Below are 21,523 nucleotides of genomic sequence, written 5' to 3'. Positions count from 1 at the left end.
CCGGCGACGAGCCGACCGCGCCCTCCCGTGCGACGCCCGCGCCTAGCCCTCCGCGACGGGCGCGCCCAGCTGCGGCCGCGGGAGGAGCGGCGTGACGAGCAGCGCGAGCGTCGCGATCCCGGCGCAGATCCACAGCCCCTGGACGTAGCCGCCCGCCGACTCCGCACCCGCCGGTGATCCGTGGGTGATCGCCTGGCCCACGATCGTGAACGCGAGCCCCGCCCCGATCGCGAACGAGGCGCCGTTGAGGCCCGGCAGCAGACCGGGCGCGCTCCGCGGGGACAGCACGACCCCGAGCCCGTTGAGCATCACGTTCGTCACGCCGCCGTAGCTGATGCCGAGCACGAACAGCAGCACGCCGAACAGCACCGGGGAGCGCAGGCCGAAGGAGGCCATCGCCGCGATCACCAGCACGGACGTGAGCAGGCCCCCCTGCAGCAGGCGCACGTACCCGAACCGCGGCGCGAGGCGACCCGCGAACGGCCCCACCACCCAGCCGACGAGGGCGTAGGGCGCCATGAACAGCACCGAGGCGAGGGTCGCGGTCATGCCCCACCCGGCGTCGGGGTTCTGCGCGTACGAGGGCCCGACGAGGTTGGCGACCGCCATGATCCCGGCGAGCGTGAGGATCGTGGTCAGGGGCATCGCCCAGATGGCGCGGTTCCCGAGCTCGTCGGCCGGGACGAGGGGGTGGCGGGCGTGCCGCTGACGGACCACGAAAGCCAGGAGGCCGACCACCGCCGCACCGACGTACACGAACGACCAGGCGCTCGGGAACCGGTTGCCGAAGGGGTCACCGCCGACGGCCCAGCTCAGGCCCACGACGACGACGGAGATGAACAGGACGCCCCACCAGTCCATCCGCTCGCCCCGGCCCGGGGCGAACTCCGGCACCCAGGCCACGGTGGCGAAGAACGCGACGACCGTCATGACGAGGCACAGGGCCAGGATCGAGCGGAAGCCGAACTGCTCGGCCATCCACCCGCCGAGGATCACGTCGACGCCCGCGATGCCCCCGTTGATGGCGATGATCACGCCCATCCGCGTGCCGTAGTCCTTCTCGTCCGCGGTCGCCTCCCGCAGGGTGAGGAGCGCGATGGTGAAGACGGGACCGCAGCTGCCCTGGATGAAGCGGCCGACGTACAGCCACTCCACCGTCGGGCCGAACATCGCGATCGCCGTCCCCAGCGCGAGGATCGCGAGCAGCACCAGCATGATCGTCCGCCGGCCGACCATGTCCGACAGGCGCGGCACGAAGACCTGGAAGATCGCCTTCGACAGGAAGAACAGCGCGGACGAGAAGGCGATCGCCGCGGTCGTCACACCGAGCTCGATCTCCATCTGCCGCACGGCCGGGTTCAGCATGGTGGCGTTCAGCTGGAAGGCGATGACGCCCAGCGTGAGGCCGGCGAGCAGCGTGGCGCCGTTGGCGCTCATCGGGCGGCGGGGCGCCCGGGTGAGTAGTGACATCGGTACGGACTCTCTCTTCATTGAGGACAGGACGTCGAGCGGGTGGCGGGTCGGGGGGTGCGCGGGTCAGGCCCCGGCGTGCCCGGCGTGCGCCGTCAGGCCGCCGGTGCGGCGGGGTCGGGTCGTGGCCTCGAGGGCACGGGCGACGGCCGAGCGAGGGTCGTCGGCGAGCTCCAGCTCGGCGACGCGACGCTCGTCCAGCCAGCGCCCGTCGACCAGCGCACCGACGATCCGGTCGGACCAGCCGCCGGTGCCGCGGATCGCCACGACGGGCGTGCCGACGTCGTACGCGATCGTCAGCTCGTTGAGGGTGCCGACCCCGCCGCCCACCATGACGAGCGCGTCGCAGCACCGGGCGGTGAGCACGTTGCGCAGGGTTCCCATGCCCGTGGGCAGGGCGACGTCCAGGTAGGGGTTCGCGTGCGACAGGTCCGCCTGCGGGAGGAACCCGATCGACAGCCCGCCCGCCTCGTGGGCGCCCTTCGAGGCGGCCTCCATGACACCGCCGGTCCCGCCGGTGATGAGCACGGCACCCGCCTCGGCGACATGGCGACCGACCTCCGTCGCCGTCTCGAGCAGGGCTGCGGGCAGCTCCACCCCGGGGCGGGACGCGTTGCCGATGACGCCGATGGTCGTTCTTCTCACAGTGCGGTCACTCCTTCGCGGATGGTCGCGACGGCCGTCTGCCAGGCTTCGTCGCGCGGTCGAACCAGATCGAGAGGGCTCGAGACGTGGAGGGCGGCTCGCGCCGCGGCGGACGCCTCGATCGCGGCGTCGAGGAGCGTCGCCCCGTTGCGGTAGGCGTGCGCGAAGTACCCGCAGAACACGTCCCCGGCCCCGGTCGCGTCGACGTCCTCGGGCGCCGGGATCGCCGGGACGCCCCAGGCGTCGCCCGTCGTGGCGTCGGACACGATCGCGCCCAGCTCGCCACGCTTCAGCACGACGACGGGTGCGCCGTAGTCGTGGAAGCGGCGCACGAGGGTCCGGTGGTCGACCCCCGGGGCGAACACGTCGGTGTCCGAGCTGCTCGGCAGGAAGACGTCGAGCGCGGCGAGGTGGCGCTCGAGCAGCGCCTCCCCCTCGCGGGCGAGCTCGGCCCGCGCCGGGCAGTCGGCCTGCACGTAGTCGGCCCCGGCGCCGCGCAGCGCCGTGGTGAGCTCGGCGAAGCGCGACCCCGGCAGCAGGCCGAGGTGCCAGGAGCCGCCGAGCGAGCGCGCCACGTCGGCCAGCGCCGCACCGTCCACGAGGGAGTCGAGGGTGCGGCGCGGGTCGCGGGTGGAGTCGGCGAACTCCGGCCGCACCTCGGCGGGCAGCTGTGCCACGGCCTCGGGCGGGGCCGGCTGCGTCCGTGAGCCGTCGGCACGGTAGGCGAAGGTGACCCGGGCGTTGGGCTGCCCCGGGCGGCGCGTCACGTCGTCGACGTCGACGCCGCGCGACGCGATCTCCGCGAGCGCCCCCTCGGGGTAGTCCTCCCCCACGAGCGCGTGCGCGACAGGACGGCCGTCGACGGCGAGCGCGACCCCCATCGAGGCCCACAGCGCGTTGCCGCCGAGGCGACCCGTGGACCACCGCCCGTCGGCGTGGATGATCGCGTCGAGCGTGAAGCCGCCGACGGTGTGGACGGGGGTGGACGGCATCTCGGCTCTCCAATGAACAATGCGACGCGGTTGTCTATTGTCGGACAACATACGAGAGGGATTGCCGGTCTGGCAACTCCTCCTCTCTGGCAAGATGCGGGCATGGACATCCCGCCCGTGCGAGACCGCCGTCCGCTCGCCGTCCAGGTCTACGACCGCCTCCACGACGCGCTGACCGGCCCCGACGAGGACCTCGTCGTGCTCCCGCCCGAGCAGGAGCTCGCCCGCCGCCTCGCCGTCAGCCGCACCACGGTGCGCCAGGCCCTCGCCCTGCTCGAGGAGGACGGCGTCATCGAGCGCGGCGCAGGCCGACGCCGCCAGGTCGCCCACCGCGTGCCCCTGCCCCTCGGCGCGGTCCGCCCGTTGGAGCAGATGGTGCAGAGCGCCGAGGAGGTCACCGTCGAGCGCGTGGTCCGCCGCGTCTCGCCCGCCACCGGATGGAGCGCCCGCCTCCTGGAGATCGAGCGGGGCCGGGACATCGCCACGTGGGAGTGCGTCGTACGCGCCGGGAGCACGGTCGTCGCGAGCTCTCTCGAGGTGATCGAGGCGTCCCACGAGCCCCGGGGCGACGGCGAGGGGACCATGTACTCACGCCTGAGCACCCACTACCGCACCAAGGCCACGCCGGCGTCGCTCCGCCTCGCCCCCTACCTCCCCACCGCACGGTCGAGACCGCGCGCGTCGACGCTCGCGACACCCCTGGCCGTCACCTTCACCACCCGCGCCCCGTCCGGCCCCGTCTACCTGGCCAAGCACGTGGTCGACCTCCACGCGGTGTCCCTCAACCTCCTCACCGACGCGCACGGCGACGCGGTGGACGACGTCCCCTGACGGCCCGTCGCCCGGCCGCCAGGCCCGCGCGCGCCTACGATCGCGAGGTGCAGCCCACCACGACGGAGACCCGCGCCCCCGAGCCCGTCGACGAGGAGCGCCCCCGGCACGGCGCGTGGGGGCGGTGGCTCCGGCGGTTCTCCGCGACCGGGCTCGTGGTCGCGCTCGCCTGGTTCTGCCTGTCGTTCACGCCGTCGCTCATCCCGCGCGCCTGGTACTACCAGGCCGTGATCTCGGGCGTGAGCGCCGTCGGCGGGTACGCCGTCGGCGCGCTCGTCGAGTGGTTCGCCGTGAAGGTCGGGCTGCGCGTCCGGTGGACGGCGCGCGCGAGCCGCGTCGCGTGGTGGGTGCTCGCCGGGGCGACCGTCGTGCTCGTGCCGCTGGCGCTGATCCTCGGGGCGCGGCGCCAGATCGAGCTGCGGCACCTGTTCGGCATGTCGGAGGACGTCCCCGGACGCGAGGTCGTCACGCTGCTCGCGGCGCTCGCCGTCGCGCTGCTCGTGCTCCAGGCGGGCCGCGGCCTGCGCCGCGTCGCCCGGTGGCTGAGCGTCCTCGTCGGCAAGGTCGTGCCCGCTCCCGTGGCGCGGTTCGTCAGCGGCGTCGCGGTCGCCGTCGTGGTGGTCCTGCTGTTCAACGGCGTCATCTGGTCGGGCACGCTCAGCGCGCTGAACTCGGTCTACGCGGCGGCGAACGCCGAGATCAGCCCCCGGCTCACGCCCCCGACGCTCCCCGAGCGGTCCGGCTCCCCCGACTCCCTCGAGCCCTGGGACTCGCTCGGCGCGGAGGGGCGCAAGTTCGTGGTCTCCGGCCCGACCCTCGACGAGCTGCGCGCGTTCGCCGCGGCGGGCGACGTCGTCGACCCCGCGGACGTGCGCGAGCCGATCCACGCGTACGCGGGCCTCGACCCTGAGGGCGACCTCGACGCCACGGCGGCCCGCGTCGTCGACGAGCTCGACCGGACGGACGCGTGGGACCGGTCCGTCCTCGTCGTCGCGACCACGACCGGGACAGGCTGGGTGGACCCCGGCATGGTCGAGGCGCTCGAGCTCATGCACGGCGGGGACACCGCGATCGCCAGCATGCAGTACTCCTACCTGCCGAGCTGGATCAGCTTCGTCGGCGACCGCTCGACCCCTCCCGCCGCGGGCAAGGCGCTGTTCGAGGCGGTGTACGCGCGGTGGTCGGACCTGCCCGAGGACGACCGCCCGCGCCTGCTCGCGTTCGGCATCTCGCTCGGGTCGTTCGGGATGCAGGGCGCGTTCAGCGGCGTGCAGGACGTCGAGGCGCGCTCCGACGGCGCGATGTTCACCGGGACGCCCGGGTTCACGCCGATGTGGCGCGAGCTCACCGACGCGCGCGACCCCGGGTCGCTCGAGTACGCCCCCGTGGTGGACGACGGCCGCCAGGTCCGCTGGGGCGACCCGGTCGCGACCGGCGTCGCCGACCTCTGGGGTCCCGGCCCGCGCTGGGACGAGCCGCGCGTCGTGTACCTCCAGCACGCGTCCGACGGCGTCACCTGGTGGGGCCCGGAGACGCTGTGGTCCGAGCCCGACTGGCTCCGCGAGCCGCGCGGGCCCGACGTGCTCACCGACGTGCGCTGGTACCCGTTCGTCACGTTCTGGCAGCTCACGGGGGACCTCTTCGTCGCGGCCGCGTCCGACATCCCGCCCGGCCACGGGCACGTCTACCAGCTCGAGTACGCCGACGGCTTCGCCGCGCTGCACGCGCCCGACGGCTGGACCGACGCCGACACCGCCCGCCTCAAGGACGCGATGGTCGCGCCCGTCGAGGGCGGCTCGATCGGCTGACGGCCGACCGGCGTCCGCCGACCCGGCTTGCGCGGCTCGCGGCTCGCGGCTCGCGGGGCTCGCGGCTCGCGCGGACCGTGCGCACCGGGCGGAGCGCGCGCAGGCACGGGCCGGCTAGCCCGGCGCGTGGGCCTCGAGGAACGAGAAGACCTCGGTCTGGTCGACGCCCGGGAACGCGCCGGTCGGCATGGCGGCGAGCATCGACGCGTGCGGACGGGCGCTCGGCCAGGCGTGGCCCGCCCAGCGGTCGGCGAGGTCGTCGGGTGGGCGGCGGCAGCACGCGCCGTCGGGGCAGCGGGACACGAGCCGCTCGGTCGTGTCGCGCCCGAGGAACCACTTGACGTGCGGGAACGGGACGCCGACGCTCACGGAGAACTCGCCGTCGGCCGACGCCTGCACGCGCGACGTGCACCAGTAGGTGCCGCTCGGGGTGTCCGTGTACTGGCTGAACGGGCTGAGCCGGTCCTCGACCGCGAAGACGGTGCGCGCGGTCCAGCTCCGGCACACGTACTGTCCCTCGACCGCGCCGAGCGGGTCGGCGGGGAAGCGCACGCCGTCGTTCTCGTACGCCTTGTGGATCACCCCGGACTCGTGGACCTTCATGAAGTGCACCGGGATGCCGAGGTGCTTCGTCGCGAGGTTGGTGAACCGGTGCGCGGCGGTCTCGTACGACACCGCGAACGCGTCCCGGAGGTCCTCGATGGAGATCTCGCGCGCGTCCTTCGCGGCGCGCAGTGCCTTGACCGCGTGCCGCTCCGGGAGCAGGAGCGCCGCGGCGAGGTAGTTGGCCTCGACGCGCTGGCGGAGGAACTCGCGGTAGTCGCGCGGCTCCGCGTGCCCGAGCACGTGCGGCGCGAGCGCCTGGAGCAGCGCCGACGTCGCGTTGGACCGCCCGCGCATCCCGTTGCTCGGCAGGTACACGCGGCGGTGGCGCAGGTCGAGCACGGACCGGGTGGAGTGCGGCAGGTCGCCGACGTAGTGCAGCGTGAAGCCGAGGTGGGCGGCGAGGTCGGCCGCGACGCGCTGGGGCATCGGCCCGCCCGCGTGCCCGACGCCGTCGAGCAGCCCGGCCGCCGCGTCCTCGAGCTCGGGGAAGTAGTTGTCCTGCGCGCGCATGGTCGCGCGCAGCTCCGCGTTCGCGCGGCGCGCCTCCTCGGGCGTCGCGGCGCGCTCGGTGTGCAGGCGCTGGAGCTCGCGCTCGAGCGCGACGATGGTCTCGAGCGCGTCGGTGGGCAGCGACTTGCCCACCCGCACGGGCCGCAGCCCGAGCGCGTCGAAGAGCGGGCCGCGCTGGGCGCGCTCCAGCTCGATCTCGAGCGCGTCCCGGCGCGACGGCGCCTCCGGCGAGAGCAGGTCGTCGAGGCTCGCGCCGAGCGCGCGCGCCACTGCCTGGAGCTGGCCGAACTTGGGCTCGCGCTTGCCGTTCTCGAGGAGCGACACCTGCGACGGCGCGCGGCCGATCGCGGCGCCGAGCTCGTCGAGCGTCATGCCGCGCGCGGTGCGCAGGTGCCGGATCCTGCGGCCGATCGTCAGGGCGTCGGGCTCGCTCTCGAGCGGGATTTCCGCATGTTCCGCGATTCCGGCCGGTCGCGTCGTCGGGATAGCCATGACTGAGAGTGACACGCGCCACTCCTTGCGCACAAGAGAAGAACCGCGTTTCTTTCGTCCGATCTGGCTTGAGAAGGGCTTGCAGGCGGGAGGAAGGTCGAAGCACGGACCTCGCCGAGGTCCACCGACCGGCCCGGCCGGCCCGCACCACGCGAGCCGGCGCACCACCAGGAGGCACCCGTGAACAGGCCCACCATCGTCAGCCGCCGCTCCCCGTCCGAGTACGCGGGCGGCGCCCGCCCGCTCGGCGCCGTCGCGACGACGGCGACGGTCACCGGCCCCGGCTCGGCCTCGACCCCCGGCGACGCCGCGCGCCCGTCCGCCCGTCCGGGCGACCAGACGCAGAGCGCCGCCGACCTCGCCGAGCAGTGGGCGACCGACCCGCGCTGGGCCGGCCTGCAGCGCGACTACACCGCCGAGGACGTGGTCGCGCTGCGCGGCTCCGTGCGCGAGGAGCACACGCTCGCCCGCCGCGGCGCCGAGACGCTGTGGGACCTCATCCACACCGAGGAGTGGGTCGCCGCGCTCGGCGCGTTCACCGGCAACCAGGCCGTGCAGCAGGTGCGGGCGGGCCTCAAGGCGATCTACCTGTCCGGGTGGCAGGTCGCGGCCGACGCCAACCTGTCCGGCCAGACGTACCCCGACCAGTCGCTCTACCCCGCCAACTCCGTGCCCGCCGTCGTGCGCCGCATCAACAACGCGCTCCTGCGCGCCGACCAGATCGAGGCGGCCGAGCGCGCGGCGTCGGACGGGCAGCGGCCCGACCGCGACTGGCTCGCCCCGATCGTCGCCGACGCCGAGGCCGGGTTCGGCGGCCCGCTCAACGCCTACGAACTCATGCACTCGATGATCGCCGCGGGCGCCGCGGGCGTGCACTGGGAGGACCAGCTCGCGTCCGAGAAGAAGTGCGGGCACCTCGGCGGCAAGGTGCTCGTGCCCACGAGCCAGCACATCCGCACGCTCAACGCCGCGCGTCTCGCGGCCGACGTCGCGGGCGTGCCGTCGATCGTCATCGCCCGCACGGACGCGCTCGCCGCGGACCTCCTCACGTCCGACGTCGACGAGCGCGACCAGCCGTTCCTCACCGGCGAGCGCACGTCCGAGGGCTTCTACCGGGTGCGCCCCGGCTTCGACGCGGTCGTCGCGCGCGGCCTCGCGTACGCGCCGTACTCCGACCTCATCTGGGTCGAGACGGGCGAGCCCGACCTCGAGCTCGCGCGGACGTTCGCCGAGGCGATCCACGCGCAGCACCCGGGCAAGAAGCTCGCCTACAACTGCTCGCCGTCGTTCAACTGGAAGAAGCACCTCGACGACGCCCAGATCGCGAGCTTCCAGAAGGAGCTCGCCGCGATGGGCTACGCGTTCCAGTTCATCACGCTGGCCGGCTTCCACGCCGTCTCGCACTCCATGTTCGAGCTCGCGCGCGGCTACAACGAGCGCGCGATGTCCGCCTACGTCGAGCTGCAGGAGGCCGAGTTCGCCTCCGAGGCCGACGGCTACACCGCCACCCGCCACCAGCGGGAGGTCGGCACCGGCTACTTCGACCGGGTCGCCACGGCTCTCAACCCCGACGCCGCCACCCTCGCGCTCGCCGGGTCCACCGAGACCGCCCAGTTCCACTAAGCCCTCGCGAGGTAGAGGAGCGGTCCCGTGAGGTAGAGGCCTGGTCATGACCACGCCTCTACCTCGCGAGACCCGGGCCCTACCTCGGCCTACCAGAGCTCTACCTCGCGACATCGACCTTCGGAGCACGCCATGACCACGCTGACCACGACCACCTCTCCCCCGTCGACCCCCGCGCCCTCGAGCGGCACGCGCGTCACCGGGACCCTGCGCGTCACCGGCACGCTCGGCGAGCGCTACCGCGAGATCCTCACGCCCGAGGCGCTCGACTTCCTCACGCTGCTGCACGACCGGTTCGTGGCACGCCGCCACGAGCTCCTCATGGACCGCCAGCAGCGCCGGCAGGACGTCGCGGACGGCATCGACCCCGACTTCCGTCCGTCGACGTGGCCCGTGCGCGACGACCCGTCGTGGCGCGTCGCGGGCTCGGCCGGCGCGCCGGGCCTCGAGGACCGCCGCGTCGAGATCACCGGCCCGACCGACCCGAAGATGACGATCAACGCCCTCAACTCCGGCGCCAAGGTGTGGCTCGCGGACGCCGAGGACGCCTCCAGCCCGACGTGGCGCAACGTGATCGAGGGCCAGCTCGCGCTGCACGACGCCATCCGCGGGACGCTGACCCACACGGCCGGCTCGGGCGACCACCGCAAGGAGTACCGCCTGCGCTCGACCACGCTGACCGACCTCCCCACGATCGTGTTCCGCCCGCGCGGGTGGCACCTCATCGAGAAGCACATGCGGTACGTCGACCGGGCGGGCGTGAGCGTCTCGGCGTCGGCGTCGCTCGTCGACTTCGGGCTGTACCTGTTCCACAACGCGCACGAGCTCGTGGCGCGCGGGCGGGGGCCGTACTTCTACCTGCCCAAGCTCGAGGGGCACCGCGAGGCCCGGCTGTGGAACGACGTGTTCGTGCTCGCCCAGGAGTACCTCGGCCTGCCGCAGGGCACGATCCGCGCCACGGTGCTCATCGAGACGCTGCCCGCGGCGTTCGAGATGGAGGAGATCCTCCACGAGCTGCGCGACCACTGCGCCGGGCTCAACGCCGGGCGCTGGGACTACCTGTTCTCCGTGATCAAGGCGTTCCGCACGCGCGGCGACTCGTACGTGCTGCCCGACCGCGCGCAGGTCACCATGACCGCGCCCTTCATGCGCGCGTACACCGAGCTGCTCGTGCAGACGTGCCACCGGCGCGGCGCGCACGCGATCGGCGGCATGAGCGCGTTCATCCCGGACCGCCGTCGGCCGGACGTCACCGAGCGCGCGTTCGAGCAGGTGCGCGCGGACAAGCGCCGGGAGGCGACGGACGGGTTCGACGGCACGTGGGTCGCGCACCCCGACCTCATCGAGGTCGCGCGCACCGAGTTCGACGCGGTGCTGGGGGACGCGCCGAACCAGGTCTCGCGGCAGCGCGACGACGTCCGGGTGGGCCAGCACGAGCTGCTCGACATCGGGTCGGCCCGCCGGGCCGGGGCGACCGTCACCGCGGCGGGGCTGCGCTCAAACGTCTCCGTCGGGGTGCGGTACCTCGAGTCGTGGCTGCGCGGCGTCGGGGCCGCCGCGATCGACCACCTCATGGAGGACGCCGCGACGGCCGAGATCTCGCGGTCGCAGGTGTGGCAGTGGATCGCGTCCGGCACGCGCACCGAGAACGGCGTGCCGATCACGCGCGAGCGCGTCGAGGCGCTGCTCGCGGAGATCGTCGACGACCTGCCGCGCACCCCGGGGAACCGGATCGACGACGCCGCGCACGTGTTCCGCGCCGTCGCGCTCGCCGAGGACTTCCCGACGTTCCTCACCATCGGGGCGTACTCGCAGTTCCTCGTGGGCTCCGAGGTGGACCAGCCGTAGCGCGGTCTCCCGCCCTCCACGGCCTCGGTGCCGTCGCCCACCCGGCGGCGGCACCGAGGGCGTGCCCACGGGCGCGCGCCATCGCCCTCGACGGCGGGGACCGCAGTGTGGGAGCATCCGGCCACGCACGGTGGCACCTGTCGTCCGGGCGCCCGCCCGCACGACACCGGAGCACCATGAGCACCCCTGTGACGCCGCCGTCCTCGCCGACGCCCCCTCCCGGCCCGCCGTCCTCCTCCCCCGGCCCGGCCGCGCACCCGAACCCGTACGCGGCGCCGCCGTCCGCAGCGCACCCCGGCCCTCCGCACGCGGGCGCCCCGCAGCCCCTCGCACCGCGCCCAGGGCCGCCGTACCCCGGCGCTCCCCAGCCGGCCCCGCCGCGCGCGGCACCGGGGCGTGGTGGTCTGTCTCGGACGGCCGTCGGGCTGCTCGTCGGGGTCGTGTGCCTCGTCGTCGGCGGCGGGACGGGGTTCGCCGCGGGCGTCGCGACGGACGCGGGCGCCCGGATCGCCGCGTGGGTCACGGCCCCGACCGACGACGCGTACGACGACGAGTGGCCGGGCGACGGCTGGTCGGACGAGGAGTGGCCCGAGGGCGACTGGGAGGGCACGGGCACGCGCGACGACCCGTGGCTGTTCGACGGGTACACGATCGGCGGCGAGGAGTGGGAGGTCCTCCTCGAGGAGCCGTACGAGGCGACCGCGGACGTGCTCGCGCACGACGACGTCAACGCCCCGCCTCCGGACGGCACCGAGTACTGGATCGTGCCCGTCACCGCCACCTACACCGGGTCCAGCTCGCAGGTGACCGCGTGGGGCGCGGTCGACGTCGGGTTCGTCGGCGACGACGGCGTCCACGCCGAGAGCGGGTGCGGCGCGGTGCCGCACGCGCTCGTGAGCACGGGCCTCATCGGCTCGGGCGACACCGTGACCGGCAACGTGTGCCTCGCGGTGCCGGCGGGCGCCCCCGGCCTCTGGACGCTCTCGCTGGAGCGGTACGAGCCCTGGTACCTGCGCGCGGCCGACCCGCTCGCGGGCTGACCGCCCTGCGTCCGACCCGCTCGGTTCCCCGCGGGTAGGACGGCCCCGTCAGCCCGCGGGGCGCCGCGCGTCGAACACGTCTCGGTTCTCGCGGATGGTGCGCGTGTGGGCGAGCGCCCATTCGACCAGCGCGAGCACGGGCGGCAGCAGCGTCTCGCCGAGCCCTGTGAGCGCGTAGTCGACGCGCGGCGGCACGACGGCGTGCACGGTGCGGCTCACGAGGCCGTCCCGCTCGAGCTGGCGCAGGTTGAGGGTGAGCATGCGCTGGGAGATCCCGTCGATCCCGTGGAGCAGCTCGGTGAAGCGCTGCGGGCCGGCGGAGAGCATCCCCAGGATGAGGACGCTCCACTTGTCGCCCACCCGGTCGAGGACCGAGCGCACCTCGCTCGTCGCCTCCGCCGCGGCGCAGCCGCGGTCGACCGGGATGCCGTGGCGCTCGGCGAGCTCGCGCACCACCGGCACGTCCGTGCTGGGCGTCGTCGTCATGGGTGTCTCCGTCTTCTCCGGGTGCTGCTCCGTGTGCCTCACGCACACCGGTGTGCCTTTTGTACCGGTGCTCATGGTTACCCATCATGTGCCCAGGCACAAAGAGTGACCGGCCATCCTGGGCCGTCGCCGCTTCCTCTCGAAGGACTCACGCATGAACGTCGCCCTGTGGATCGCCTCCGGTCTGCTCGCCGCCGCCTTCCTCGGCGCCGGGCTCATGAAGGCGCTGCGCCCGATCCCCGTGCTCCAGGAGCAGATGCGGTGGGTCACGCCCGAGCGCGCGGCGGGCGTGCGCGCCATCGGGTGGCTCGAGGTGGCCGGCGCCGTCGGAGTGATCCTGCCCTGGGCGCTCGGCGTCGCGCCGGCGCTCACCCCCGTCGCCGCGGTCGGGCTCGCGCTCACGCAGGTCGGCGCGATCCCCCTGCACCTGCGCCTCGGCGAGGCGAAGGCCGTCCCGGCGAACGTGGTGCTGCTCGCCCTCGCGGTGTTCGTCGCCGTCGGCCGGTTCGCGGCGCTGTGACCCGCGGGCGGGCCGCGGCCCGCCCCCAGGCCGCCCCGGGGCTGCGGGGAGCGCGCTGACGGCCTCGCGCAAGGGCGACAGGTCGGCCCTACCCCGACACTCTCGCGCGGCCGACGGTCCGCTGGACAGCCCCGCGGCCTCCGCTACGCCGTCGCGACGAGCGGGTACCGGCGGCGCAGGACGAGGCGCTGCCCGAGGATCCACGTCACCGTCACCAGCAGGTACAGGCCCGCGGCGAGGGGCACGAAGCAGGCGATCACGGCGGTGACGAACTGCAGGGCACCGAGCGCGTTCTGCAGGCCCGGGCCGGAGAGCACCGCCGCACCGGACATGCTCGGCCCGGTGTCGGCACCGGGCGTCGTCCGGGGCAGCGCGAGCCGACCGCCGGGCAGGGAGGCGCGGCGCGTGAGCTCGCCGACGAGGGCGATCGCGAGCACGACCACGCCGGCCACGACCACGGTCGGCACACCACCCGCCCCGAGCCCGCCGACGAGGCTCGAGCCCAGGGGCGCGCCGAACAGGGTGTGGCCGAGCAGCGCGTTGCTGTGGCCGGCGATCTCCGCGTGCAGGAACAGCGCGTAGACCACCCCGACCACGGGCGCCTGGGCCAGCATCGGGAGGCACCCCGCGAGCGGCGTCGTGCCCTCGCGGGTGTAGAGCTCCACGGTTGCGCGCCGCAGCCGCTCGGGGTCGTTCCGGTGCCGACGCTGGAGCTCGGCGAGCCGCGGTGCGAGACGCGCGCGGTCGCGCTCCGCCTTCGCCTGCGACACGCCGACGGGGACGAGCAGGGCGCGCACGGCGAGCGTCAGCAGGACGACGGCCGCCGCGGCCGCGGCGCCGCCCGCGAGGGGTTCGAGCAGGTCGGACAGGCCCATCAGCGCGCGGTACGCGGCGTCGAGCACGGTGGAGACGAGCGGGAGGTCGAGCAGGTTCATGGTGGTGTCCTCGGTCGAACGTGCGGGGTACGCGTTCGCCGATCACCCTGCGGTGGGCAGGCAGCAGCACGCCGCGCAGCGACGCGGGTGCGGGTGGGGTCCCTCGGCCGGGTGATCAGCCGAGGAGTCGGCCGGGAGCCCGGGGTCGGGCACGACCCGGGGCGTCCGGGTCGCTCTGCGTGACGGCGGGACCGACGTCGACCGTGTCGCGCAGGCGGCCCGCGGGGCGAGCCGCCACACCGAGCGCGAGGGGTGCGCCCCAGCGCGCGGCCACGGCAGCCACGGCCGCGACGAGGGCGGTGGCGCCGAGGAGGAAGAGCGTGGCCGTGAGGGTCGACGTGCCGAGCAGGAGCGTGAGCGCGGAGGCGAGGTCGCGCGCCACGACGAGCAGGTCGTTCATCGCACCGCCTCCTCTCCGGGCCGTCGGGGCCCCGTAGGGCCCGCCGTCGGGCCCGTCGTGGAGCCCGTCGGTGAGGTCAGCCTAGGCCACGTCGAGCGCCGCCCACTCGTCGTCGGTGAGCAGGCGCGACCGGATGACGAAACGCACGCCCTCGGGCGCCTCCACGCTGAACCCGGCGCCGCGGCCGGGCACGACGTCGATCGTCAGGTGGGTGTGCTTCCAGTACTCGAACTGTGCGCGGCTCATCCAGACGGGCACGACGAACCGGCCCGCCGCGCCGTCCGCCCCGGTAGGGCCGTCCGCGGCGGGGCCGTCCGCGCCGGGACCGTCCGTGGGACCGGGCACGTCGACGACGAGGTCGCCGAGGTGCACGTCGGCGTCGCCGAGCAGGAAGTCGCCCTGCGGGTAGCACATGGGCGACGACCCGTCGCAGCACCCGCCGGACTGGTGGAACATGAGCTCGCCGTGGACCGTCCGCAGCCGCGCGAGCAGCGCCGCGGCGTCGTCGGTGAGCGCTACCAGCGCGGGTGGCGCACCAACCGGACGGACCGAGGAAACGTCGTCGACCACGAAAACCCTCCACGTGTCAGGCCGACCAGGCGATCCCGGCGCCGCGAGCAGGTGGTCCTGGTCCGTCCGGACGGCCGGACGAGCCAGGACCACCTGCTCGGCGGCCGGGGGGAGGGAGCCGAGCCCGTGGTCGGTCGGGCGGGCAGGGCTGGTGGGGTTGGTCTAGAAGAAGCCCAGCTTCTGGGCCGAGTAGGAGACGAGGAGGTTCTTCGTCTGCTGGTAGTGGTCGAGCATCATCTTGTGGTTCTCGCGCCCGACGCCGGAGCCCTTGTACCCGCCGAACGCGGCGGCGGCGGGGTACGCGTGGTAGCAGTTCGTCCACACGCGCCCGGCCTCGATGGTGCGGCCCGCGCGGTAGGCGGTGTTGCCCGACCGCGACCAGACGCCGGCCCCGAGCCCGTACAGGGTGTCGTTGGCGATCGTCATGGCGTCGTCGAAGTCGGAGAAGTCGGTCACCGCGACGACGGGCCCGAAGATCTCCTCCTGGAAGATCCGCATCGAGTTCTTGCCCTCGAAGATCGTGGGCGTCACGTAGTACCCGCCCGCGAGGTCGCCGCCGAGCTCGGCGCGCGATCCGCCCGTGAGCACCTTCGCGCCCTCGGCCTTGCCGATCTCGATGTACGACAGGATCTTCTCGAGCTGGTCGTTCGACGCCTGCGCGCCGATCATCGTCTCGGTGTCGAGCGGGTTGCCCTGCCGCACCGCCTTCGTGCGCTCGGTCGCGTCGCCGAGGAACGTGTCGTAGATCGACGACTGGATGAGGGCGCGCGACGGGCACGTGCACACCTCGCCCTGGTTGAGGGCGAACATCGTGAACCCCTCGAGGGCCTTGTCGTAGAAGTCGTCGCGCGCGTCGGCGACGTCGGAGAAGAAGATGTTCGGCGACTTGCCGCCGAGCTCGAGCGTGACCGGGATGATGTTCTGGCTCGCGTACTGCATGATCAGGCGGCCGGTCGTCGTCTCCCCCGTGAACGCGATCTTGCGGATGCGGGGGCTGGACGCGAGCGGCTTGCCCGCCTCGACGCCGAACCCGTTGACGACGTTCACCACCCCGGGCGGCAGCAGGTCCCCGATGATGTCCATGAGGAAGAGGATCGACGCGGGGGTCTGCTCGGCGGGCTTGAGCACGACGCAGTTGCCCGCCGCGAGCGCCGGGGCGAGCTTCCACACGGCCATGAGGATCGGGAAGTTCCACGGGATGATCTGGCCGACGACGCCGAGCGGCTCGTGGAAGTGGTACGCGATGGTGTCCTCGTCGATCTCGGAGATCGACCCCTCCTGCGCACGGATCGCGCCCGCGAAGTAGCGGAAGTGGTCGATCGCGAGCGGGATGTCGGCGGCGAGCGTCTCGCGGACGGGCTTGCCGTTCTCCCACGACTCGGCGACGGCGATCCGCTCGAGGTTCTCCTCCATGCGGTCGGCGATCTTGTTGAGGACGTTGGCGCGCTCGGTCGCGCTCGTGCGGCCCCACGACCGGGCTGCGCCGTGCGCGGCGTCGAGCGCGCGCTCGATGTCGTCGGCGGTGCCGCGCGCGACCTCGGTGAAGGTCCGGCCCGTCACGGGGCTCGGGTTCTCGAAGTACTGCCCGCCGGCCGGCGCGACGTACTCGCCGCCGATCCAGTGGTCGTACCGGGCCTTGTACTCGGCGATCGCCCCGTCCGTGCCGGGGGCTGCGTAGACCGTCATCGTCTGCCTCCTCGCAGTGCTGACTCGCAGTGCTGGTCCTCGCCGCGCCCTGGGGGAGGTCGCCGTCGGGCGGGGAGCGTCCGACGGCGGTGCGCGGCCCGGCGCCTCGTCGCGCCGTGCGGCCGACGCTAAGCGGCGCAGGGTTGCAGGACCGTTGCAGCGGGCGGCTCCCACCCGAGCTCACGCGAGCTCGTCGTCGAGCAGGTCGAGGTGGGCGCGGGCGCGCAGCCACAGCGGGCTGCCGTGGTCCGCGACGCGCTGCAGCCGCGTCCACGCGGCGTGGTCCTCGGCGCCGTCGTCGGTGCGCGTCCACGCGTCGAGCACGTCGGCGCCGCCCGCGGCCACGACGGCGGTGCGCAGCTCGGCCGCGAGCTCGGCGCGCAGGTGCTCGACGGCGGGCGCGCCCGAGCGCGGCAGGAGTGGCGCGCGGTAGGCGGCGACGGCGCCGCGGACGTCGCCCACCGCGAGGTGGTCCCGCACGACGTCGGCGTCGGTCCGCAGGGGTCGTGCGAGGCGGTACGGGCGCGACCCCGCGAGGAGCGCGCCCGCGACGCGCCGCAGGCGCGACACCTCCGCGCGGACGGTCACGTCGGAGAGCTCGCCCGGGTGCAGCAGGACGGCGAGCTCGTCGGCGGACAGCCCGCGGGGGTGCGTCGCGAGGAGCACGAGGATCTCGGCGTGGCGCAGCGAGAGGCGGTGGTCGAGGCCGTCCGGCGAGCGCAGCACGGGCGCCGTCCCGAGCACGAGCAGCTCGGGCGCGCCGTCGCGGGGCGGTCCCGGGAGCCGGCCCGGGCCGTCGTCAGGCCCCGTCGCCGCGGCGCGCTGGGCGAGCTCGCGCTCGAGGCTCAGCACGGTCGCGCGCACGAGCGAGAGCACGACGCCCGACGCGGCGGACTGGCGCCCGGTGACGTCGAGGACCCCGAGGACGCGCCCGCTCGCGGGGTCGTGGACGGGCACGGCCGTGCAGCTGAACGCCTGCACGGGGCGGGAGAAGTGCTCGGCGCCGAGGACCTGGACGGGGCTGCGCGTCGCGAGCGCGGTGCCGGGCGCGTTCGTCCCGACCCGTTCCTCGCGCCAGACCGACCCCTCGACGAACCCGACGCGGTCGACGGCGTCGCGCAGCGCCCGGTCGCCCTCGACCCACAGGAGGCGGCCCGCGTCGTCGGACACGGCGACGACGAGGCCGTCGTCGGCGGCGGCGTCGACCACGAGCTCGCGCACGACCGGCATGACGCCCGCGAGCGGGTGCGCCTCGCGATAGGCGACGAGGTCGTCGTGGGCGAGGCCCGAGTCGGTGCGGGGCGCCTCCGGGTCGACGCCGCTGTGCACGGACCGGCGCCACGAGTCGGCGACGAGCGGGTGGACGCCGCGCGGGAGGACGCCGTGGTCGAGGAACGAGCGGTACGCGGCGCGGACGGAGCGCGGGTCGCGGCGCGCGTCGGGGCGGCGCGGGTGCTCCTCGGAGCGGGGCGGCGGTGCGGGAGTGCGCGGCACGGGACCTCCACGTCGTCGTGCGGTGCTGGGGCCAGTGTAGGTCGCGCGGGGTCCGGCGCGAGCGGGCGTCAGCCGGTGCCGGGCGCGGCGGGACCGGCGACCTCGCGCGCGACGCGGCGCAGGGCGCCGAGCACGACGGTGGTCGCGGCGGTCGGCGCGGCCCCGCGGCGCACGGCCGCGTACACCGGGCGGGTCCGGGGCGCGCGGAGCGGGCGGGCGTCGACGGCGTACCGCGGGTCGACGGCGAGGCCCGGCAGCAGCGCGACGGACAGCCCGGCCTCGACGTGCGCGAGCAGCAGCTCGTAGCTGGGCAGCCGGGCGACGAGGCGCGGCTCGAAGCCGGCCTCGCGGCACGCGCTCTCGACGAGCGTGGACAGGTAGCGCCCGGGGAGGTCGGCCGCCCACGGCGCGTCGGCGAGGCGCGCGAGGTCGGCCGGTTCGCCGGGGGCCTGGTCGCCGCGCGCCGTGACGAGCACGACCGGGTCCTCGAGCAGCGGGACGGTCGCGACGTCGGGCCCGGCGAGCAGCGCGCCGTCGAGCAGGTCAGCGGTCACCGCGACGTCGACGTCCCCACGCCGGAGCGCGGGCCCGCTCTCGCGCGGGTCGAGCTCGTCGACCTCCACCTCGACGCGCGGGTGCTCGACGGCGAGCCGCGCCGCGAGCGGGATGACGAGAGAGCGCACCGCGCTCGAGAACGCGGCGACGCGCACGGCGCCGGCCGGCTCGCCGTCGGGATGGGCGAGCTCGGCCTCGGCGAGCGCCATCTGGTCGAGGATGACGCGCGCGTGCCGGGCGAGCGTGCGGCCGGCGGGCGTGAGGCGGACACGTCGGCCCGTGCGCTCCAGGAGGCGCGCGCCGGTCTCGGCCTCGAGCGCGGCGAGCTGCGCGGAGACGGCGGACGGGCTCAGGTGGAGCGAGGCCCCGACGGCGCGCACGGTCCCGAGGCTCTCGAGCCGCGCGAGGATCTGCAGGCGTCCCGCGTTGAGCACGTGCGCACTCCTTTCTGTGCAGGTTCTCCGCACAGACTGTACGCAGACTCGCGCTGTACGCGCACAGCCGCGCATCCCTACGCTCCGAGGATGACGTTCCCGCCCTCCCCCGCGCCCGCCCCGCCGTCCGCCCCGTCCCCCGGTGGGGGCCGGGCCGCCGCGGACGACGCCGCGCGGTTCTGGGCCGACGCCGACCGTCACCTCGTGCGGTACGGCGGGCCGTTCACGCCGGAGATCGTCGAGAGCGCGGCGGGCAGCTTCGTCACGACGGCGGACGGGCGCCGCGTCCTCGACTTCACGTCCGGTCAGATGAGCGCGATCCTCGGGCACAGCCACCCGGCGATCGTCGAGACGGTGCGCCGCCAGGTCGGGACGCTCGACCACCTGTTCTCCGGGATGCTGTCGCGCCCGGTCGTCGACCTCGCGCGCCGGCTCGCGGACACGCTGCCCGACCCGCTCGAGAAGGTGCTCCTGCTCACGACCGGGGCCGAGTCGAACGAGGCCGCGATCCGGATGGCGAAGCTCGTCACGGGGCGGCACGAGGTCGTCTCGCTCGCCGGGTCGTGGCACGGCATGACGCACGCCGCGGCCGCCGCGACGTACAGCGCGGGCCGCCGCGGCTACGGCCCGACGGCGCCCGGCAACCTCGTCATCCCCGTGCCCAACGCGTACCGGCCCGACCACGTCGCGCCCGACGGCACGCACGACTGGCGCCGCCAGCTCGACCTCGCGTTCGACCTCGTCGACGTGCAGTCGACCGGCAGCCTCGCGGCATGCCTCGTCGAGCCGATCCTCAGCTCGGGCGGGATCGTCGAGCTCCCACCGGGCTACCTCGCGGCGCTGCGCGACAAGTGCCACGAGCGCGGGATGCTCCTGATCCTCGACGAGGCGCAGACGGCGCTGTGCCGCACGGGTTCCTGGTACGCGTTCGAAGGGCGCGACGGCGAGGAGCCCGTGGTGCCGGACATCCTCACCCTCTCCAAGACCCTCGGTGCCGGGCTCCCGCTCGCCGCGGTCGTCACGAGCGCCGAGATCGAGGCCCGCGCGCACGAGCGCGGCTTCCTCTTCTTCACGACGCACGTCTCGGACCCGCTCGTCGCGGCGGTCGGCACCACCGTGCTCGACGTGCTCCAGGCCGAGCGGATGGATGCCCGCGTCCGGGTGCTCGGCGACCGCCTGCGCGCCGGGCTGCTCGACCTCCAGGACCGCCACGCGACGATTGGCGACGTCCGCGGGCGCGGGCTGCTCCAGGGCATCGAGCTCGTGCTCGACCGCGAGACGAAGGAGGGCGCCGACGCGCTCGGCGCGCTCGTCACCCGGCGGGCGCTCGAGCTCGGGCTCCACATGAACGTCGTGCAGCTCCGCGGCATGGGCGGCGTGTTCCGCATCGCGCCGCCGCTGACGGTGAGCGAGGACGAGCTCGACCTCGGCCTCGAGCTGCTCGACCAGGCCCTCGGCGACGCGACGCGCGAGCTCCTGGGCTGACCGGCCGGGCACCCGGACGGGACGTCCCCCGGGCGCACACCGACGGCGCCCACCCCCACCGTCCGCAGCGTGCGTTTACACCGTCTCAGCATGCGTCGTCCGCCTTCCGTGATGCGGACGGCCGACCTAGCCTGACGAGCGAACGCCCACCACGCGCCCGGAGGACACCATGCCCGCACCGCTCGACACCAGCGAGAAGATCACGCAGTACGCCCACCCCGACCGCCTCGTGAGCACCGACTGGCTCGCCGAGCACCTGGGCGAGCCGGGCGTCGTCGTCGTCGAGTCCGACGAGGACGTGCTGCTCTACGAGACCGGGCACATCCCCGGCGCGGTGAAGATCGACTGGCACACCGACCTCAACGACCCGGACACGCGCGACTACATCGACGGCAAGGGCTTCGCCCAGCTCCTCGGCAGCAAGGGCATCGCGCGCGACACGACGATCGTCGTCTACGGCGACAAGAACAACTGGTGGGCGGCCTACGCGGCGTGGGTCTTCACCCTGTTCGGCCACGAGGACGTGCGCCTGCTCGACGGCGGCCGCGGCAAGTGGATCGCCGAGGGCCGCGAGGTCACGACGGACGTCCCCGAGCCGGTCGCGGTCGAGTACCCGGTCGTCGAGCGCGACGACGTGACGATCCGCGCGTTCAAGGAGGACGTCCTCGCCCACATCGGCAACGGGCCGCTCGTCGACATCCGCTCCCCGCAGGAGTACACGGGTGAGCGCCTGCACATCCCGGACTACCCGGAGGAGGGCGTGCTGCGCGGCGGCCACATCCCGACGGCGCGCAACGTGCCGTGGGCGACGGCGGTCGCGGAGGACGGCACCTACAAGTCGCGCGAGCAGCTCGAGGCGATCTACCAGGAGGGCGGCCTCGGCCTCGCGACGGACGACGAGGTCGTCACGTACTGCCGCATCGGCGAGCGGTCGAGCCACACGTGGTTCGCGCTCACGTACCTGCTCGGCTTCGACAAGGTCCGCAACTACGACGGCTCGTGGACCGAGTGGGGCAACGCCGTGCGCGTGCCGATCGTCAAGGGCGAGGAGCCCGGCGAGGCCCCGGCGTCGCTCAACTGACCCGCGTCCCGC

The 21,523-nt window shown here is 74.4% G+C and carries 19 protein-coding genes; 8 read left to right on the top strand and 11 right to left on the bottom strand.

The window, feature by feature from the left end:
* Positions 1 to 42: 42 nt before the first annotated feature.
* The 3 genes from BJP59_RS04210 to BJP59_RS04200 form a co-directional block, all read right to left on the bottom strand.
* The gene (locus tag BJP59_RS04210) at positions 43 to 1,437 is read right to left on the bottom strand and encodes an MFS transporter (RefSeq protein ID WP_194522275.1); all 1,395 of its coding nucleotides are present in this window, start codon (positions 1,435 to 1,437) and stop codon (positions 43 to 45) included.
* Positions 1,438 to 1,536: 99 nt separating this feature from the next.
* Entirely contained in the window at positions 1,537 to 2,115 is a 579-nt protein-coding gene (locus tag BJP59_RS04205; RefSeq protein ID WP_194227439.1) for a TIGR00725 family protein, read from the bottom strand.
* Entirely contained in the window at positions 2,112 to 3,107 is a 996-nt protein-coding gene (locus BJP59_RS04200) for a carbohydrate kinase family protein (protein WP_194522274.1), read from the bottom strand. The genes BJP59_RS04205 and BJP59_RS04200 overlap by 4 nt, the downstream gene beginning before the upstream one ends.
* Before the next feature lie 102 nt (positions 3,108 to 3,209).
* On the opposite strand from BJP59_RS04200, the gene BJP59_RS19685 reads away from it, so the two are divergent.
* Complete coding sequence (locus BJP59_RS19685; protein WP_228485267.1) at positions 3,210 to 3,938, top strand: GntR family transcriptional regulator; 729 nt, start codon at positions 3,210 to 3,212, stop codon at positions 3,936 to 3,938.
* A gap of 47 nt (positions 3,939 to 3,985) precedes the next feature.
* Positions 3,986 to 5,746, top strand: coding sequence for an alpha/beta hydrolase (locus BJP59_RS04195; RefSeq protein WP_228485266.1), 1,761 nt, complete (start codon positions 3,986 to 3,988; stop codon positions 5,744 to 5,746).
* A 114-nt stretch (positions 5,747 to 5,860) separates the two neighbouring features.
* Here BJP59_RS04195 and BJP59_RS04190 read toward each other — a convergent pair whose 3' ends face one another.
* Positions 5,861 to 7,354 carry a helix-turn-helix transcriptional regulator gene (locus tag BJP59_RS04190; protein WP_194522272.1) on the bottom strand — a complete coding sequence of 498 codons (1,494 nt, stop codon included), beginning with the start codon at positions 7,352 to 7,354 and terminating at the stop codon, positions 5,861 to 5,863.
* Between the two features lie 180 nt (positions 7,355 to 7,534).
* On the opposite strand from BJP59_RS04190, the gene aceA reads away from it, so the two are divergent.
* The 3 genes from aceA (at position 7,535) to BJP59_RS04175 (ending at position 11,865) form a co-directional block, all read left to right on the top strand.
* Complete coding sequence (aceA, locus tag BJP59_RS04185; protein ID WP_228485265.1) at positions 7,535 to 8,977, top strand: isocitrate lyase; 1,443 nt, start codon at positions 7,535 to 7,537, stop codon at positions 8,975 to 8,977.
* A gap of 132 nt (positions 8,978 to 9,109) precedes the next feature.
* Complete coding sequence (aceB, locus tag BJP59_RS04180) at positions 9,110 to 10,825, top strand: malate synthase A (protein ID WP_194522271.1); 1,716 nt, start codon at positions 9,110 to 9,112, stop codon at positions 10,823 to 10,825.
* Between the two features lie 176 nt (positions 10,826 to 11,001).
* Complete coding sequence (locus tag BJP59_RS04175) at positions 11,002 to 11,865, top strand: hypothetical protein (protein ID WP_194522270.1); 864 nt, start codon at positions 11,002 to 11,004, stop codon at positions 11,863 to 11,865.
* 48 nt (positions 11,866 to 11,913) lie between these two features.
* On the opposite strand, the gene BJP59_RS04170 is transcribed toward BJP59_RS04175, so the two are convergent.
* Positions 11,914 to 12,351, bottom strand: coding sequence for a winged helix-turn-helix transcriptional regulator (locus BJP59_RS04170; RefSeq protein ID WP_081600010.1), 438 nt, complete (start codon positions 12,349 to 12,351; stop codon positions 11,914 to 11,916).
* Between the two features lie 154 nt (positions 12,352 to 12,505).
* Between BJP59_RS04170 and BJP59_RS04165 the strand changes: the two genes are divergently transcribed.
* On the top strand, positions 12,506 to 12,871 hold the full coding sequence (locus BJP59_RS04165; RefSeq protein ID WP_194522269.1) for a DoxX family protein: 366 nt from the start codon (positions 12,506 to 12,508) through the stop codon (positions 12,869 to 12,871).
* 143 nt (positions 12,872 to 13,014) lie between these two features.
* Here the strand turns inward: BJP59_RS04165 and BJP59_RS04160 are convergent, their stop codons facing one another.
* The 6 genes from BJP59_RS04160 to BJP59_RS04135 all read right to left on the bottom strand — a co-directional run bounded on the left by BJP59_RS04160 (position 13,015) and on the right by BJP59_RS04135 (position 18,945).
* Positions 13,015 to 13,806 carry a YidC/Oxa1 family membrane protein insertase gene (locus BJP59_RS04160; RefSeq protein ID WP_194522268.1) on the bottom strand — a complete coding sequence of 264 codons (792 nt, stop codon included), beginning with the start codon at positions 13,804 to 13,806 and terminating at the stop codon, positions 13,015 to 13,017.
* A gap of 115 nt (positions 13,807 to 13,921) precedes the next feature.
* Positions 13,922 to 14,206 (bottom strand): DUF6412 domain-containing protein, encoded by a 285-nt coding sequence (locus BJP59_RS04155; protein ID WP_034653680.1) that lies wholly within the window; start codon positions 14,204 to 14,206, stop codon positions 13,922 to 13,924.
* Positions 14,207 to 14,287: 81 nt separating this feature from the next.
* Positions 14,288 to 14,776: a DUF779 domain-containing protein gene (locus tag BJP59_RS04150; RefSeq protein WP_194522267.1), complete on the bottom strand. Its 489-nt coding sequence runs from the start codon at positions 14,774 to 14,776 to the stop codon at positions 14,288 to 14,290.
* A gap of 162 nt (positions 14,777 to 14,938) precedes the next feature.
* A complete protein-coding gene (exaC, locus tag BJP59_RS04145) occupies positions 14,939 to 16,462 on the bottom strand; it encodes an acetaldehyde dehydrogenase ExaC (protein ID WP_194522266.1) in 1,524 nt (507 codons plus the stop codon).
* A gap of 180 nt (positions 16,463 to 16,642) precedes the next feature.
* The gene (locus tag BJP59_RS04140; protein WP_082774259.1) at positions 16,643 to 17,956 is read right to left on the bottom strand and encodes a GAF domain-containing protein; all 1,314 of its coding nucleotides are present in this window, start codon (positions 17,954 to 17,956) and stop codon (positions 16,643 to 16,645) included.
* Between the two features lie 68 nt (positions 17,957 to 18,024).
* Complete coding sequence (locus BJP59_RS04135) at positions 18,025 to 18,945, bottom strand: LysR family transcriptional regulator (protein ID WP_194522265.1); 921 nt, start codon at positions 18,943 to 18,945, stop codon at positions 18,025 to 18,027.
* Positions 18,946 to 19,035: 90 nt separating this feature from the next.
* Between BJP59_RS04135 and BJP59_RS04130 the strand changes: the two genes are divergently transcribed.
* Positions 19,036 to 20,430: an aspartate aminotransferase family protein gene (locus BJP59_RS04130; RefSeq protein WP_194522264.1), complete on the top strand. Its 1,395-nt coding sequence runs from the start codon at positions 19,036 to 19,038 to the stop codon at positions 20,428 to 20,430.
* A gap of 169 nt (positions 20,431 to 20,599) precedes the next feature.
* Positions 20,600 to 21,511, top strand: a complete 912-nt coding sequence (locus BJP59_RS04125; protein ID WP_021483735.1) for a sulfurtransferase — start codon at positions 20,600 to 20,602, stop codon at positions 21,509 to 21,511.
* The last annotated feature ends 12 nt before the right edge of the window (positions 21,512 to 21,523 follow it).

Source organism: Cellulosimicrobium sp. JZ28 (assembly GCF_015327065.1).
Lineage (GTDB): Bacteria > Actinomycetota > Actinomycetes > Actinomycetales > Cellulomonadaceae > Cellulosimicrobium > Cellulosimicrobium funkei.
The sequence above is the reverse complement of the archived record's forward strand: the minus strand, read 5'-3'. Positions and strand labels throughout refer to the sequence as shown.